The sequence below is a fragment of the Hydrogenophaga bisanensis genome (genome assembly GCF_042665135.1).
In the GTDB taxonomy this organism is placed as follows: domain Bacteria; phylum Pseudomonadota; class Gammaproteobacteria; order Burkholderiales; family Burkholderiaceae_C; genus Hydrogenophaga; species Hydrogenophaga bisanensis.
Genome location: NZ_JBHTBX010000002.1, coordinates 231,721 through 247,063, shown reverse-complemented (window position 1 = coordinate 247,063; position 15,343 = coordinate 231,721). Strand labels below are relative to the sequence as shown.

Sequence of the window (15,343 nt, the reverse complement as noted above, 5' to 3'; positions counted from 1 at the left end):
AGGCCGGAGACGGCCAGGCTCATCTTGAGAACGGTGATCATGAAACACTCCTTGGTGGTGAAGATGAGGGAATCAGCGAACGGTGACCGTGTCGCGGTGCATGGGCGCGAGCAGGGCAAGGATCTGGTTCTGGCGCTGGAAGGAAATACCCTTGGCATCCATGCTGACCTGAAGCACCTCGACCAGCGCATTGAAGTGCGCACGGGTGATCTCCATGCCTTCGTGGGCCGTCTTCATGTCAGGGCCCTTGTACACACAAGGGCCCCCGGCAAGCTGGCAGACCTGATCGGTCAGCTGGCTGGCCAGGTTCTCGGCATTGGTGTCCTTGAACTGGTCGCCAATGCGGCTATCGGCCTTGAGACGTACAACGAAGTCGTCCATCAGCGCCCGAATACCGGTCTTCTCCCCCACCGCCTGATAGAGACCCGGGGCGGGCTGGACGGGATAGGCACTGGCCGGTGTGCTCTGGCCAAATGACAGAGTGCAGGTCAAGGACAGGGCCGTCAGGGCCAATACTTGCTTGTGGTTAAGTTTCATCGTCGATATCCTCATTGGTCAAAACGCAAACTGGGCAGACACGTAAACGCCCGTCTGGCGCTTGCCCTTGGTGGTGGCAGGCACCACCCGCCCCAGGTCGACGTACGCAGCGGTCAACGAGACGTTCTTGCTGGGTGCCCAGGCCACGAAAAAGTCCTTCCAGTCGTTGGCCTTGAGTCCTTCGCCCAAGCCCGCCGCCCTGCCCGCCTTGAGCAGTTTGTCTGGCATGCCGCGGTACTCGAAGCCCACCGCCAGATCCTTGCGCAGCAGATAGGCCACAGAGAACTCGGGCATGAGCTCGTAGTCGTCGGATGCGCCGCCCAGCTTCGCGCCGAAACCGAGCAATCCGTTCTGGTTGGCCTTGGTCGCCCGCAAGGTACCGTTTACCAGGATCCCTTGCGCCAGAAACAGCTTGGTAGCACTGACGTAGAAGTCCACACCGTCCCGCTTGGCACCCAGGGCCGTCAATGTCGCGTCGAGACCGCTGGACTGCAGCCGCTTGGCCTGAACGCCCACCGCGATCTGCGGCATGAGCGTGTCGCTATCCAGAATGGCATCGCCCGCCACACGCAGCTTCGCACCCACCACATCCATCTTCAGATGAAGACCGGGCAGACCCAAGGCGGTTCCCGTGATGCCTGTATCGAAATCCTGGTGACCGAACGACACCTCCAGCCGGTCATTGATACCAGCTGTGACACCGTAGGCGGTCAAGCCGTAGTCCTGGGTTTCGGCCCTGCTCACATGAGCGGCCAAACCCAGCTGCCCCTCCGCCCCTGGGCCGCCGATCACCGCCCAGGGGGATATCCCACCGCCAGCGGCACCTTCGATCGTGCTGACGCCGCCGGTCAACCGGAGTTTGCCGGTGTCGGCCATGACGGGGGCCGCAGCGGTGGCGGCCAACAGAATGGCGGCAAGGCACCGGTGGGCGGCCTCTGGGTGAAAACCGTTTGGTCTGGGCATGGAGTTTCTCCGTTCTTGTGTGAATGATGAATAAAGAGGTACCCCACCCGATGCCGGGCAGGGAACAGGCAGGTGTCAGTTGCTCACGCGCCGAAGGACAGCGCCCCCGGGGGCAGGGGTCGGCCCAGCGCACTGGTCAGCACCGTGAAGTGCATGGTCTCGTCGGCCGCCAGGCGGGCGGCCACCTTGGCCAGTTCACGGTCGGCCATCGCCGGGATCACGCTCAGGTAAGCGTTGGTGGCTCCCAGCTCCAGCCGCGCCGCCAGGTCCAGCACATCGCCCTGGTTCTTGAGCGCCGCTGCATTGAGCGCCTTGGCGTACTCATCGAGCGACTTCTCCGCCACCGGCGTTCCACCCAGCTTGCGAATGGTGGCCACCAGCGCGTCCCGGTGCGTCTTGTGGTGCCCCTGGAACTGCACCGCCACATCCAGCACCGGCTTCTGCAACAGGCCACTGCCCGCGCCCAGCTGGTACGCATTGATGGCTTCGTGCTCCAGGCCCAGCGCCACATTCAGGATGCCAACATCCTTGGCGGTGTCGGCCTTCATACCCTGCGCCAGGGCATCCTTGCCCGCCAGCAGCAGCATCGCAGACGCCGACAGCGTGGCACCACGGGTGATGAGCGAACGCCGCGCCTGGAGAATGGATTGGGGAGAGTTCAGGTCGATCATGGGTAATCCTTGAAGGGGTATGAAAAAGCAGCTTGGTTGATCCGGACGTCTGGAATACGCGCGGCCTACCTGCTTCGGATTCAGAAATCCCCTAAGACATGCAAGGACATTTCCCGGAGACATCCGTGGCTTGACATGACGCGTAATCGGGAAGGGGTACCACACGGCGCCCCATGACCCTCAAGGAACCTGGTTCATGACACATCGCATCTCCTTCACCGCCTGGCTGGCCGCCAGCCTCGCTTCAGTCACCGCCAGCGCTGGTGTCCTTCAGGTCGACGTAAGCTCTCGTGACGGTCAGCCTCTGGTCGACGCCGTGGTGATCGTCGAACCGGTCGGCAATCCCAAGGCCGCCAGCCCGGCCTCCGCACCGGTCACCATCGACCAGCAGCGCATGCAGTTCATTCCCGCGGTCGCCGTGGTCACCCGTGGCTCCACCTTGCGGTTCACCAACCGGGATGGCTGGGACCATCACGTGCGCGGCATTCCTCTCGGAAACCTGGCACAGGGTGACTCGGCCCGCGGCTTTGAAATGCGCCTGGCCGGTCACAGCGGTCAGGGTGAGCCTGCTTCACAGACAGTACTGATGGACCGCGCCGGCCCCTTCCAGCTGGGCTGCCATCTGCACAGTTCGATGCGGGGCGCGGTCTTCGTGACCGACTCGCCCTGGCACGGGAAGACCGACGCCCAGGGCGTGATGCGTCTGCAGGATGTGCCGGAAGGGCCGGCCCGCATCCGGGTCTGGCACGCCGACCAGCTGGTCGATGCCGCACCGGTCGACGTGACGGTCCAGGCCCTCACAGTGACCTCGATTCCAACCCAGATCACGCCGCGGCGGCGCAGGCCATGAACGGGTGTCGGCATATGTCCATCGGGTACCAAGGTCATGAAAACCCCAGATCTGGGTCGGCTGGAACTGCGACACAATCATCGAATGCTCGAAGATCGCAATGCCGAACTCATGACCCTGATCGACCGGGTCGCCCAGCAGGATCAGGCGGCCCTGCGGTCGCTGTACGACCTGACCTCATCGAAGTTGTACGGACTGGCCCTGAAGGTGCTGGGCAAGCCCGAATGGGCCGAGGACGCGCTGCAGGACACCTTCCTGCAGGTGTGGCGCTCGGCGGCCGACTATCGGGCCACCCTCAGCCCGCCGATGGCCTGGCTGGGTCTGATGGTCCGATCGCGATCGCTCGACCTCCTGCGCCGACGCAAGGCCGAGCGCGAGCACCTGACCGAGGAAATCGACGAGCATCTGGCCGACACACTGGAAGGCGACGCCCCCGACCCCATGAACACCAGCCTGGCCAGCCAGCAGGCCTGGGCGCTGCACCAGTGCCTGGATCGGCTGGAGCATCGGCAGAGGCAGGCCGTCAGCCTGGCCTACCTTCGGGATCTGAGCCACAGCGAGCTGGCCGAACAGCTGCGGCTACCCCTGGGCACGGTCAAGACCTGGATCCGTCGCGGTCTGGACCACCTGCGCCAGTGCATGGCCCGCTACGCCTGAGGATGATCTCGACATGAACATCCACCGGCACCCCGAACTACTGGACCGTCTGGCTGCGGCGTGGGCCCTGGGCACACTGCGGGGCGGGGCACGTCGCCGTTTCGAGGCTCTGGCCCGAGAGCAGGCACCGGTGCGCGCCGCTGCCCTGCTGTGGGAAAGCCGCGTGGCAGGCATGACCGAGCTGCAGCGGGAGACATCTCCGCCGCCGGCCGTCTGGACACGGATCGACAACCTGGTGCGCGCCGAGCGCGAGCGGAATGCCACGCAACAGGCCAGGCTGACCGTTCCGAAACAGCAGGGAGGCTGGTTCAGAAGCCTGCTGCTCTGGCGTGGCGCTGCCGGTGCGGGAGCGTTGGCCACGGTGCTGGCCATCGTCACCGCAGGACAGATACGTGAAGATCTGGGCGCACAGGTGCAGGACCTTCAGACCCGGCTGCAGACCGCGCCTCAGGTCGAGTACGTGGCTGTGCTCAATGACGATCAGGCCGGTCCCGCCATGCTGGTCACCTTTGACCCGAACAACCAGCGACTGACCCTGCAACGGGTCGGCGGGTATCAGGAGGCGTCGGACAAGTCGCTCCAGCTGTGGGCGCTGCCCCCTGGGTCTGCACCGCGCTCACTGGGCGTACTGACACGGGAGCGCCTGCTGCAGCTGGCCGCTGGTGAAGGCGATGTGCAGAACGTCCCCGCCCTGGCCGTCAGCCTGGAACCGCAAGGCGGCGTGCCCAGCGAGCGCGGCCCCACCGGCCCGGTGCTGTTCAAGGGTGCCCTGATCCAGAAAATGCTCTGAAGCCGGGGCACTACCGCCTCACTGGCGGGCGGTGCGCACGTTGCCGGGGGGCAGTTGCGGGTGGCTGGTGCGCCAGGGGTTGATGTCCAGCCCACCACGTCGGGTGTAGCGCGCGTACACCGACAGGCGCGTCGGCTTGCAGCGCGCCATGATGTCCATGTAGATGCGCTCGACGCACTGCTCATGGAACTCGTTGTGGTTGCGAAAGCTCACGATGTACTGCAGCAGACCGGCCTGATCGATTTGCGGACCGGTGTAGCTGATCTGGACCGAGCCCCAGTCGGGCTGCCCCGTGACCAGGCAGTTGCTCTTGAGCAGGTGACTGACCAGCATCTCGGTGACCGGCTGTTCGCCCTGAGCGCTGTGCAGCAGGCCTGGGTCGGGCTGGTACACCGAGCACTCCACATCCAGACGGTCCAGCAGCAGGCCTTCCAGCGGCTGAATGTGCTCGACGTCAAACATCACCGGCTCCAGCACGCGCACACCCACCGTGGTCTGGACCGGACCACCGTGCCACACGGCGGCGCTGACATCACGGCGGATCGCGTCCCGCACGGCGTCCGCGTTGTCAAAGCGGCTGTTGTTGAAGCTGTTGAGGTAAAGCTTGAACGATTTGCTCTCGACGATGTGGGTGCTGTCGGCAGGCACGGTGATGTGCGCGATGGCCACCTGCGGTTTTCCGCGCAGGTTGAGCCAGCTCAGCTCGAAGGCGGTCCACATGTCGGCCCCCATGAAGGGCACGCTGCCGGTGATGCCGATTTCGCGCCGCTTGGGTTCGCGCGGCAGGGGAAACAGCAGGGACGGGTCGTACTGGTCGGCGTAAGCCGAGACCTTGCCCAGCTGGGACTGCTCAGGGGTGTGCATGTTGGTGCTCAGTTGAATTCGCGCTGGCGCAGCCACTTGGTGGCCACCCATTTCTCGCCCGCCAGCACCGGCGCACCGCCGTGCAGGGTCCGAGTGGAGGGATGGGGACGATCGTAGCTGAAGAAGACCGCGTTGCCCTTCTGGGGTGCCACTTCCAGCCCGATGTCCGGAAAAGTGGTGCCACCACCCTGCGCCGGATCATTGAGGTACATCACCAGCGTGGCCACCCGCTGGCCACCCCGCTTGAGAATGGTGGGCGTGCCCGGCTCGGCCGGATCGAAGTAGTCGTAGTGGGGCTTGTACTCGGCCCCTTCCCGGTAGTTGAGCACCTGGATGCCCTCGCCATGGGAGGCCGGCCAGCCCACCAGCCGGGCAATCCGCGATTCGATCGCCGCCACCAGGGGATGCTCACCCCGGTTGAAGAACATGCCGTTGCTGGTGCGGTCCGGGTTGGTTTCCTGGCCGCCGGTGCGGGTCTGTACGGTCATCGACCGGGCCATGCGGGGTCTGGCCAGTTCGATCAGCTGATCACACTCGTCCTGGGCCAGCAGGTTGCCCAGCACCACCAGGCGAGGCTGGCGCAGCGACACCAGGATTTGCACCACCCGGTCACCCAGGTCGACTTCGCGCGGCGAACCCTCCAGCCGGACGTCGGGCACCGGCGACCCGCCACCGGGCAGTGGCTGGACCGACTGCCCCGACGACAGACCCTGCAAATGGTCCCGCAAGGTGGTCTCCAGCGCCTCGATCGCCACCGTCTCGTCCCAGCCCGAGGCTTTCATGGCCTCGACCACCGCTTCGGGTGCAAATCCGGCCTGCGCCTGCTCAATGATCCACTGGCGCAGTTCGGGTGTCACAGACTGGCGCATCTTGCCCTCCTGATCAGCCTTTGCCCTCGCGCCGGAACACCAGACGGTCAGGACTGGATACCGACGGCACGTAGCGGTAGCCCTCCAGATCGAAGCCCTGCAGCTGTTCGACATGCTCCGCGCGGATCGCCGTCGCGTAGCGAATCATCAGGCCACGCGCCCGCTTGGCCATGAAGCTGATGATCTTGTAGCCATCACCCTTGCGTTCTTCGAACACACAGGACACGACGCGGGGTTTGAGCGCCTTGAGGTCCACCGCCTTGAAATACTCTTCACTGGCCAGGTTGACCACCACCGGCGTGCGATCGGCCGCCGCCCGCTGGTTCAGGTAGTCGGCGATCTGGCTGCCCCAGAACTGATACAGGTTTCGCCCCTTGGCCGTGGCCAGCCGGGTACCCATCTCCAGTCGGTATGGTTGCATCCAGTCCAGCGGTCGCAACACCCCATACAGGCCACTGAGGATGCACAGATGCTGCTGCAGCCAGTCCAGGTCCTCGGCCGGCAGCGACCGGGCGTCCAGCCCGCCATAGACGTCGCCATCAAACGCCAGCACGGCCTGCTTCGAGTTGCGGGCACTGAAGGTCGGCGCCCAGGCCTGATAGCGAGCCACGTTCAGGCCGGCCAGCTGATCGGACAGATCCATCAGGCTGGCCACCTCCTGGGGCGACTTGGCCTTGAGGACATCGATCAGTTCGCTGGCCTGTGGCACGAACAGCGGCTGGGTGTGGGTCTTGACGTGCGGCGGGGTCTCGTAGTCGAGCGCCTTGGCCGGAGAGATCACGAACAGCATCGGACAGATTGGGTGGAATCGAATTCAGGATTTGCCCGCCGCCGGCGCTGCCGGACGGGTGGGCACGGCTTCGGGCAGCGGCTTGGCAACCAGTCGCTGCACCTCATTGACCAGGTGATTGTGCGCATCCAGGAATGCCGCAGCGATGACCTTGGCTTCATTGGTGTTGCTCCAGCCCATGCCGCCGGCACCACCCGCCTTGCCGATGACCAGACCGCCGATGCCCAGATCGGTGCTGCGGGCTGCGCCGGTGGCCGCCGACAACTGTTCGGTGGTTTCGTTGTCGGTCAACAGCAGCACCACCTGCGCCTCCTTGAGCTTGACATTTTCGGCCGCACCGGCCAGCACGTTCAGCCCGGGAATCTGCGCCAGGATGCCCCCGATCTGTCGGCCGGCATCCTGCTCGGAAAAGGTCAGGCTGGGCACCAGCGTGTACTGGGCCACGATGCCCCGGCCCTTGCGGACCGTGGTGTCATCCTGCCGAAGGATGCCGTCTTCCTTGAGCTCATGCTCACGCACGGTCGCCTTGAGTCCGGAATGCCGGTCGACAATCCGGAAGCAGCCGCTTTGCTGCATGATCACACGCACCAAGGGCAACGGGGAATCGGGCAGTCCTCCCCGGCCGATGCCCACATAGCCATTGGGGTTCTCCATCAGCGACACCACCGCCACCGGCTCGGTGCAGGTGCGCAATTCGGCGGCCGCCTGACTGGCCCCCGCAGGACCGGCCGACCCCTTGACCACAGAGCCCCCCTCTCCCAGCTCGACGCCCTGCTTGCCGCAGGCGGTCAGCAACAGGCTCAGGGCTGTCAGAACGGGCAGAAAAAAGTGGCCTCGCATGGTTCGATCCTCGGATGGTGCTGATGTCAGGCCCGGCATTGCCTGCCCGTCAGCCCCCCTGCGTGGAAAGTGTACCTGCGACACTCCCGCACAATCGGAGGCCATGCTCCGACTTCTCTTCCAGGACGATCACCTGGTGGCCATCGACAAGCCTCCCGGATTGCTGGTGCACCGCACCGGCCTGGATGCGGGCGAGACCCGGTTTGCCATGCAGATGCTGCGGGACCAGATCGGCCAGCCCGTCTGGCCCGTGCACCGGCTGGACAAGGGCACCAGCGGTGTGCTGCTGTTCGCGCTGGATGCCCTCACCGCCCGCCGCCTGGGCGAGTCGTTCCAGACGGGGGAAGGCATCCGCAAGACCTACCTGGCCATCGTGCGCGGGTGGCCAGCGGACGAGGGGCTGATCGACCACCCGCTGCGCCGCATGCCCGACGACATGCGCACCGGACGCGAGGAAGTCCAGCCCGCGCAAACCCGGTTCAGAACCCTCGCCCGGCATGCATTGCCGGTGCCCCACAGCGGCTTTGCCAGCACGCGCTGCGCCCTGGTCGAGTTGCACCCCCTGACCGGGCGGCGGCACCAGATCCGGCGGCACCTCAAGCACATGGCCCACCCCATCATCGGCGACTCCACGCACGGCAAGGGGCCCTTGAACCGGGCCCTGGCAGCCTGGCTCGGTCACCAGCGGCTCTGGCTGCATGCCACCGGACTGGCACTGACCCATCCGGTCAGCGGGCAGGCACTCTCCATCACCTGCGAACCTGATGCCAGCTGGAATGCCTGGGCAGGCCGTTCACTCTGACCCGGCCCCCGTAAAATCGAAGGTTTGCGCGACCGCTCCAGCCCGGTCGGTCCCGAGCCAGATCCCCACCCCCTGAACGACCATGTCCCAGCCACCCGAGCAACCCGGCCTGCAGTCCCTGTCCAAGTCCTTCGAGCCCGCCGCGCTCGAAGCCCACTGGGGTCCCGAATGGGAAAAGCGCGGCTACGGCGTTGCCGGGTTCCGGGGCACCTCGGCCCCCAGCGCCGAAGCGGCCGCGGCCGGGAAGAACTTCGCCATCCAGCTGCCGCCGCCCAACGTGACGGGCACGCTGCACATGGGCCACGCGTTCAACCAGACCATCATGGACTCGCTCACGCGTTACCACCGCATGAGCGGCTTCAACACCGCCTGGATTCCCGGCACCGACCACGCCGGCATCGCGACCCAGATCGTGGTCGAGCGCCAGCTGCAGGAACAGAAGATCAGCCGCCACGACCTGGGCCGCCAGAACTTTGTCGCCAAGGTCTGGGAGTGGAAGGAGCAGTCGGGCAACACCATCACCACACAGATGCGCCGCATGGGCGACAGCGTGGACTGGAGCCGCGAGTACTTCACCATGGACGAGAAGCTCTCGACCGTGGTGACCGAGACCTTCGTCAAGCTCTACCAGCAGGGCCTGATCTACCGCGGCAAGCGCCTGGTCAACTGGGACCCGGTGCTGATGTCGGCCGTGTCCGACCTGGAGGTGGAAAGCGAAGAGGAAGACGGCTCGCTCTGGCACATCGCCTACCCGCTGGTCAACGGCAGCGGCCACCTGACGGTGGCCACCACCCGACCCGAGACCCTGCTGGGTGACGTGGCCGTGATGGTCCACCCCGAGGACGAGCGCTACCGCCACCTGATCGGCCAGTACGTGAAGCTGCCGCTGTGCGAGCGCGAAATTCCGGTGATCGCCGACGAATACGTGGACCGAGAATTCGGCACCGGCGTGGTCAAGGTCACGCCCGCCCACGACGCCAACGACTACGCCGTCGGCCAGCGCCACCAGCTGCCCATCATCGGGGTGCTGCACCTCAACGCCACCATCAACGACAACGCGCCCGAGAAGTACCGCGGCCTGGACCGCTTCGTCGCGCGCAAGCAGGTGGTGGCCGACCTCGAAGCCGCCGGCCTGCTGGTCGAGGTCAAAAAACACAAGCTGATGGTCCCGCGCTGCGCCCGCACCGGCCAGGTGGTCGAGCCCATGCTGACCGACCAGTGGTTCGTGGCCATGAGCAAGGTCAGCGACCAGGACCCGACCGGCAAGAGCATCGCCCAGAAAGCCATCGACGCCGTGGCCAGCGGCCAGGTGAAGTTCGTGCCCGAGAACTGGGTCAACACCTACAACCAGTGGATGAACAACATCCAGGACTGGTGTATCTCCCGCCAGCTCTGGTGGGGCCACCAGATCCCCGCCTGGTACGACGAACAGGGCCAGGTCTACGTGGCGCGCAATGAGGCAGAAGCGCAGGCCCTGGCCGGCGCGGGCAAGACACTCACCCGCGACCCGGACGTGCTCGACACCTGGTATTCCTCGGCGCTGGTGCCCTTCTCCACCATGGGCTGGCCAGATCAGAGCGAAGCCGCTACCGACGACTACAACCTCTACCTGCCCAGCAGCGTGCTGGTCACGGGCTACGACATCATCTTCTTCTGGGTGGCCAGGATGATCATGATGACCACCCACTTCACGGGCCGCGTACCGTTCAAGGACGTCTACATCCACGGTCTGGTGCGCGACGCGCAGGGCCAGAAGATGAGCAAGTCCGAAGGCAACGTGCTCGACCCGGTGGACCTGATCGACGGCATTGCGCTGGAGCCGCTGCTGGTCAAGCGCACCACCGGTCTGCGCAAGCCCGAGACCGCGCCCAAGGTGCGCAAGCAGACCGAAAAGGAATTCCCTGACGGTATCCCGGCCTACGGCGCCGACGCACTGCGCTTCACCTTCGCCGCGCTGGCCTCGCTGGGCCGCAGCATCAACTTCGACAGCAAGCGCTGCGAAGGCTACCGCAACTTCTGCAACAAGCTCTGGAACGCCACCCGTTTCGTGCTGATGAACTGCGAGGGCCACGACTGCGGCCTGATGGAGCACACCAAGGCCGACTGCACCGTCGGCGGCAAGGCGCACGGCTACCTGACGTTCAGCCATGCCGACCGCTGGATCGTCTCGCAGTTGCAGCGCGTGGAAGCGGCCGTGGCCCAGGGCTTTGCCGAGTACCGGCTGGACAACGTGGCCAATGCCCTCTACGACTTCGTCTGGAACGAGTTCTGTGACTGGTACCTGGAAATCGCCAAGGTGCAGATCCAGACCGGCGAGGCCCCGCAGCAGCGCGCCACCCGCCGCACCCTGATCCGCACGCTGGAGACCATCCTGCGCCTGGCCCATCCCATCATTCCCTTCATCACCGAAGAGTTGTGGCAAAAGGTCGCCCCGGTCGCCGGGCGAGCGGGTGAATCCGTGAGCATCGCCGCCTACCCGGTCAGCCAGCCGGAGCGCATCGACGAGGCCGCCGAGGCCGAGGTCGCCAAGCTCAAGAGCCTGGTGGACGCCTGCCGCACGCTGCGCGGTGAACTCAACGTGTCGCCCGCCACCCGCCTGCCGATGTATGTGGTCGGCGATGCCGACTTCATGAGCCGCTACGCCGCCGTGCTGCAAGGCCTGGCCAAGCTGGCCGAAGTGAAGGTGTTCGACGACGAGGCCAGCTGGGCCACAGCCGCGCAGGCCGCCCCCGTGGCGGTGGTTGGCGAGGCCCGCCTGTGCCTGTTCATGGAAATCGACGTCGCCGCCGAGAAGGCCCGTCTGACCAAGGAGGCTGCACGGCTAGAGGGCGAAATCGCGAAGGCCAACGGCAAGCTGTCCAACGAAGCCTTCGTGGCCAAGGCGCCGCCGGCGGTCATCGAGCAGGAGAAGAAGCGCGTCGCCGACTTCGGCGCCACGCTGGCCAAGGTGCGCGAGCAACTGGCGCGCTTGGTCTGAATGTGCTTGGCTCGGCGCCGGTGGGAGCTGGCGCCGAGCCAGACATCCTGGCTCAGCGGGCGTGCAGCCGCAGGTTCCCCCACTGGGACGGCGTCACCGCCTGGGGATCGCCCAACTGGCTGTCTGCGCCTTCCAGCCCGTCAGAGACCGGGAAATCGCTGACCCTGGCCTCTGACTGCACCGATGCGGGCGACAGGGTTTCATGAATCCGATGGGCCACGTACCAGCTCGCCCGCAGCTTGGCTTCCCGGGTGTGGGAGCCCAGTCGGGGCGTCAGGTGCAGGTTCGGGATCCCGTACAACGGGGTGCCTTCCGCCGCAAACTGGGGGCTGGCGCCGTCCAGCAGGCAGGCATCGATGCGTCCATCGGTCAAGGCCAGCGCCAGCGCCTCGGGATCGAACAAGGCACCCCGGCTAACACCCACCCAGAGCTGTCCGGGCTTGCAGTGATTGAGCAGTCGCTCGTTGATCCAGCCCTTGAACCGCGAGGCATACACCACCTGCAGGGACACCGCATCCGAACGGGCGAGCAACTGCTGGACCGTTACCGGCTCCACACCCAGACGTTGCCACAGCGGCGCGGCATGGTGCACGGCGGGATCGTAGCCCAGCAGGCGAACACCCAGCCCCTTGAGCATGGGCGCCAGGGTGTGGGCCACCGGGGCGAGCCCCAGCAACCCGACCGTGCTGCCCGCCAGTTCCCGTCCCATGCGCACCTGGGAAATCTTTCGCCCCAGCAGGGCGCTGACCATGCCGCGCCGGTACAGCATCAGCAGCCCATACAGGATGTACTCGGCATTCGACCGGACGGTGGCGCTGCGGGCCTGCACCAGACGGATGCCGCGGCGCTGGCAGGCTTCCACATCGGTGTTGTCGCTGGAGATCTGCATGCGGGCCACCACCTGCAGGCACGGCGAGAAGTCCAGAAACTGCTGCGACACGATCACGTGTGGCGGCAGGACGATGGCCCGCGTCTTGTAGCTGGCATTGCGCAGCGCGATCGGATCATCGGCCAGCTCGGGCTGGTAGCTCACCTCATACCGCTCCTGCAGCCACAGCAGGGCGTCCGACACCAGTGGTTCGACCAGCAGGACATCCATTCGCGTTCCTTGGTCGGCAACCCTGGCGGTGATCAAGCGCTCAGCGGCGTTTGAGGATCGTGATGAAATCGCCGTCCACGGTCTGTTGTTCGACCAGCTCGTTGCCGGTTTGCTTGGCAAACGCCTGGAAGTCCCGCACCGAGCCGGCATCCGTGGCAATCACCTTGAGCAGCTCACCACTGTGCATGTCCGCCAGGGCTTTCTTGGCTTTGAGAATCGGCAGGGGGCAGTTGAGCCCGCGGGCATCCAGTTCTTTGTGGGCGTTCATGGCGAAGGTTCCTGTGGAATCGAGATTCTAAAGGCCCGCCGCGGCTCGCGGTCCATTGGGGGCTTCAGGTCCCCGCGGTCGGCGCTGGCTCCATGAACACCGGCTCGATCCCCCGACGGCGCAGCCAGTCGGCCAGGGCCAGCCCCGTCCCGGCGCGCCAGCATCGGATCTGAGCGGGCTCGAACAGGCGGTACTCGGCAAGCTCCGGAGACAGCCTGACTTCACCGTGGGCACGGGCGTGATAGGTGATCACCACCTGATTCATGCGCTGAAAATCGTGCACCCCCACCAGTTCCAAGCTGTCGGTCACCAGCCCGGTCTCCTCGGCAATTTCCCGCCGAATGCCCTCTTCGGGCGTTTCGCCCGCCTCCATGAACCCGGTGATCAGCGCGAACATGCGCTGCTGCCAGGCCGCGTTGCGGGCCAGGAGCACCTTGCCATCGAGCTCGACAATCGCCGCCAGCACCGGTGTCGGGTTGTTCCAGTGGGTGAAATCGCACGCGGTGCAGCGCCAGCGCTGCTTCCAGCCGCCGTCCTCCTCCCGACCCGAGAGGGCCAGCCCGTGGCCGCACAGCGGACAGAATCGGTAGGCGGCTGTCTGCATCAGGCCGGAAACACGCCGGTGGACAGGTACCGGTCCCCCCGATCGCAGACGATGAAGGCGATCGTGGCATTCTCTGCCGTCGCTGCGATCTGCTGGGCCACCCAGCAGGCACCCGCAGCCGAGATGCCCGCGAAGATGCCCTCCTCGCGGGCCAGGCGGCGGCACATGTCCTCGGCGTCGGCCTGGCTCACGTAGACCAGCTCATCCACGCCGGACGGGTCGTAGATCTTGGGCAGGTACTCCTGCGGCCACTTGCGGATGCCGGGAATGCGCGAACCTTCGCTGGGCTGGGCACCCACGATGCGGATCGCCGGATTCTTTTCCTTGAGGAACCGCGAGACGCCGGTGATGGTGCCGGTGGTGCCCATGGCGCTGACAAAGTGGGTGATGCGCCCACCGGTCTGCTCCCACAGCTCCGGTCCGGTCGTCTCGTAGTGGATGCGCGGGTTGTCGGCATTGGCAAACTGGTCCAGCACGCGTCCCTTGCCCTCCTTCTCCATCTTGTCGGCCAGGTCGCGTGCGTACTCCATGCCCCCGCTCTTGGGCGTGAGGATCAGTTCGGCACCGAAAGCCTTCATGGTCTGGGCGCGCTCAATGGACAGGTCCTCCGGCATGATCAGCACCATGCGGTAGCCCTTGATGGCCGCCGCCATGGCCAGGGCGATGCCCGTGTTGCCCGACGTCGCCTCGATCAGCGTGTCACCGGGCTGGATGTCACCACGCTCCTGCGCCCGCTGGATCATGGACAGCGCCGGGCGGTCCTTGACGGAGCCGGCCGGGTTGTTGCCTTCCAGCTTGCCCAGGATGACGTTGCCGCGAACGCGGTTGGCTTCGGCCCCGATGCGCTGCAGGGCCACCAGCGGCGTGCGGCCGATGGCGTCTTCGATGGTGGGATAGTTCATGCCCGCCACTGTGCCATAATTTGCGACTTCCCTACCTGCCGGAGTGGCGAAATCGGTAGACGCAGGGGATTCAAAATCCCCCGCCAGAGATGGTGTGCCGGTTCGAGTCCGGCCTCCGGCACCAGGTCAGGACCGCCCGGCATCGGCCGCGCGGTCCTTTCTTTTGGGCGCCGCATCCGCCGGATCCACACCGGCCCGCGCCAGTTCTTCGCGCAAGAGGTCCTGGTAGATGCGCGGCAGCTGCCGCGACATGCGGTTGCTCTCGATGCCGTAACCCAGACTGGTCCATGCCGACGAAAGACGCCGCAGCACCGGCTGCACCCGGCCCTGCCTGAGCTGTTGCGCCACATCCATGCCGCCCCAGGCCCGCGGATCGGCCAGCCAGGCATGCACCACCAGGTCCTGATAGCGCGGCGCAAAGCTCAGGCGAGTGGCGTCGAGCGGGTCGTCCGTGTGGTCCGGGTGATGCTTGGCGGCCAGCTCCAGCCAGGTGCCGTACAGCAACTGGTAACGACCGGCAGCGGTGGAACAATTGCCCCGGTTCGGCCCCCCGCCGATCGACTCGCAGCGGTTGGGGTGCTGATCCAGCGACACCACCGAATCGCCGCCATGCACCACGTGATAAGGGCGCAGCACATTGGATTCGCTGGCCGAGATGGTGCGCATGAGGGCACGCAGGTACGGATCCCCTCCCTCCATCACCAGGCCTCGGGTACCAGGCAGCAACAGCGCCGGGCGCCACCACCACAGGGCCGCCAGGATGAGGACCGATGCCCCCAGTGCCAGCGCCAGGCGAACCGCCAGAGAAGCAGACGGCAGACGTTGGGGCAAGGGCGGATGTCGCAGGGGCATGGCGTGCA

The 15,343-nt window shown here is 65.9% G+C and carries 17 protein-coding genes and 1 tRNA gene; 6 read left to right on the top strand and 12 right to left on the bottom strand.

Features of this window, described 5'->3' with window-relative positions; genetic code table 11:
* Positions 1-72 precede the first annotated feature (72 nt).
* The 3 genes from ACFQNJ_RS03860 to ACFQNJ_RS03850 all read right to left on the bottom strand — a co-directional run bounded on the left by ACFQNJ_RS03860 (position 73) and on the right by ACFQNJ_RS03850 (position 2,171).
* Positions 73-537, bottom strand: coding sequence for a group I truncated hemoglobin (locus tag ACFQNJ_RS03860; RefSeq protein ID WP_382253944.1), 465 nt, complete (start codon positions 535-537; stop codon positions 73-75).
* An 18-nt stretch (positions 538-555) separates the two neighbouring features.
* A complete protein-coding gene (locus ACFQNJ_RS03855) occupies positions 556-1,500 on the bottom strand; it encodes a DUF3034 family protein (protein ID WP_382253942.1) in 945 nt (314 codons plus the stop codon).
* A gap of 83 nt (positions 1,501-1,583) precedes the next feature.
* Positions 1,584-2,171 (bottom strand): ferritin-like domain-containing protein, encoded by a 588-nt coding sequence (locus ACFQNJ_RS03850; RefSeq protein ID WP_382253940.1) that lies wholly within the window; start codon positions 2,169-2,171, stop codon positions 1,584-1,586.
* Positions 2,172-2,367: 196 nt separating this feature from the next.
* On the opposite strand from ACFQNJ_RS03850, the gene ACFQNJ_RS03845 reads away from it, so the two are divergent.
* The 3 genes from ACFQNJ_RS03845 to ACFQNJ_RS03835 all read left to right on the top strand — a co-directional run bounded on the left by ACFQNJ_RS03845 (position 2,368) and on the right by ACFQNJ_RS03835 (position 4,468).
* Positions 2,368-3,021, top strand: coding sequence for a cupredoxin domain-containing protein (locus tag ACFQNJ_RS03845; protein ID WP_382253939.1), 654 nt, complete (start codon positions 2,368-2,370; stop codon positions 3,019-3,021).
* 84 nt (positions 3,022-3,105) lie between these two features.
* Positions 3,106-3,678: a sigma-70 family RNA polymerase sigma factor gene (locus ACFQNJ_RS03840; RefSeq protein ID WP_382253938.1), complete on the top strand. Its 573-nt coding sequence runs from the start codon at positions 3,106-3,108 to the stop codon at positions 3,676-3,678.
* Between the two features lie 13 nt (positions 3,679-3,691).
* A complete protein-coding gene (locus tag ACFQNJ_RS03835) occupies positions 3,692-4,468 on the top strand; it encodes an anti-sigma factor (protein ID WP_382253937.1) in 777 nt (258 codons plus the stop codon).
* Between the two features lie 18 nt (positions 4,469-4,486).
* On the opposite strand, the gene queF is transcribed toward ACFQNJ_RS03835, so the two are convergent.
* From queF to ACFQNJ_RS03815, 4 genes are read right to left on the bottom strand one after another with little or no spacing between them, the layout of a single operon-like run.
* Positions 4,487-5,332, bottom strand: coding sequence for an NADPH-dependent 7-cyano-7-deazaguanine reductase QueF (gene queF, locus ACFQNJ_RS03830; protein WP_382253936.1), 846 nt, complete (start codon positions 5,330-5,332; stop codon positions 4,487-4,489).
* 8 nt (positions 5,333-5,340) lie between these two features.
* Entirely contained in the window at positions 5,341-6,201 is an 861-nt protein-coding gene (locus ACFQNJ_RS03825; RefSeq protein ID WP_382253935.1) for a 2OG-Fe(II) oxygenase, read from the bottom strand.
* A 13-nt stretch (positions 6,202-6,214) separates the two neighbouring features.
* Positions 6,215-6,991 carry a peroxide stress protein YaaA gene (gene yaaA / locus ACFQNJ_RS03820; protein WP_382253933.1) on the bottom strand — a complete coding sequence of 259 codons (777 nt, stop codon included), beginning with the start codon at positions 6,989-6,991 and terminating at the stop codon, positions 6,215-6,217.
* Between the two features lie 24 nt (positions 6,992-7,015).
* The gene (locus ACFQNJ_RS03815) at positions 7,016-7,831 is read right to left on the bottom strand and encodes a CsgG/HfaB family protein (RefSeq protein WP_374641168.1); all 816 of its coding nucleotides are present in this window, start codon (positions 7,829-7,831) and stop codon (positions 7,016-7,018) included.
* Between the two features lie 103 nt (positions 7,832-7,934).
* Here ACFQNJ_RS03815 and ACFQNJ_RS03810 point away from each other — a divergent pair, with 103 nt between their 5' ends.
* A complete protein-coding gene (locus ACFQNJ_RS03810; protein WP_382253932.1) occupies positions 7,935-8,633 on the top strand; it encodes a pseudouridine synthase in 699 nt (232 codons plus the stop codon).
* 82 nt (positions 8,634-8,715) lie between these two features.
* A complete protein-coding gene (locus tag ACFQNJ_RS03805; protein ID WP_382253931.1) occupies positions 8,716-11,610 on the top strand; it encodes a valine--tRNA ligase in 2,895 nt (964 codons plus the stop codon).
* 52 nt (positions 11,611-11,662) lie between these two features.
* Here ACFQNJ_RS03805 and ACFQNJ_RS03800 read toward each other — a convergent pair whose 3' ends face one another.
* The 4 genes from ACFQNJ_RS03800 to cysM all read right to left on the bottom strand — a co-directional run bounded on the left by ACFQNJ_RS03800 (position 11,663) and on the right by cysM (position 14,483).
* Positions 11,663-12,709 (bottom strand): NAD(P)-dependent oxidoreductase, encoded by a 1,047-nt coding sequence (locus tag ACFQNJ_RS03800; RefSeq protein WP_382253930.1) that lies wholly within the window; start codon positions 12,707-12,709, stop codon positions 11,663-11,665.
* 40 nt (positions 12,710-12,749) lie between these two features.
* Positions 12,750-12,977, bottom strand: a complete 228-nt coding sequence (locus ACFQNJ_RS03795) for a sulfurtransferase TusA family protein (protein ID WP_374641172.1) — start codon at positions 12,975-12,977, stop codon at positions 12,750-12,752.
* A gap of 64 nt (positions 12,978-13,041) precedes the next feature.
* Positions 13,042-13,581, bottom strand: coding sequence for an NUDIX domain-containing protein (locus tag ACFQNJ_RS03790; RefSeq protein WP_374641173.1), 540 nt, complete (start codon positions 13,579-13,581; stop codon positions 13,042-13,044).
* On the bottom strand, positions 13,581-14,483 hold the full coding sequence (gene cysM / locus ACFQNJ_RS03785; RefSeq protein ID WP_374641174.1) for a cysteine synthase CysM: 903 nt from the start codon (positions 14,481-14,483) through the stop codon (positions 13,581-13,583). Before cysM ends, ACFQNJ_RS03790 begins: the two co-directional genes overlap by 1 nt.
* 37 nt (positions 14,484-14,520) lie before the next feature.
* Here cysM and ACFQNJ_RS03780 point away from each other — a divergent pair.
* Positions 14,521-14,607: transfer RNA gene (locus tag ACFQNJ_RS03780), tRNA-Leu, on the top strand.
* Positions 14,608-14,609: 2 nt separating this feature from the next.
* Here ACFQNJ_RS03780 and ACFQNJ_RS03775 read toward each other — a convergent pair.
* The gene (locus ACFQNJ_RS03775) at positions 14,610-15,335 is read right to left on the bottom strand and encodes a glycoside hydrolase family 24 protein (RefSeq protein WP_382253929.1); all 726 of its coding nucleotides are present in this window, start codon (positions 15,333-15,335) and stop codon (positions 14,610-14,612) included.
* Positions 15,336-15,343 lie beyond the last annotated feature (8 nt).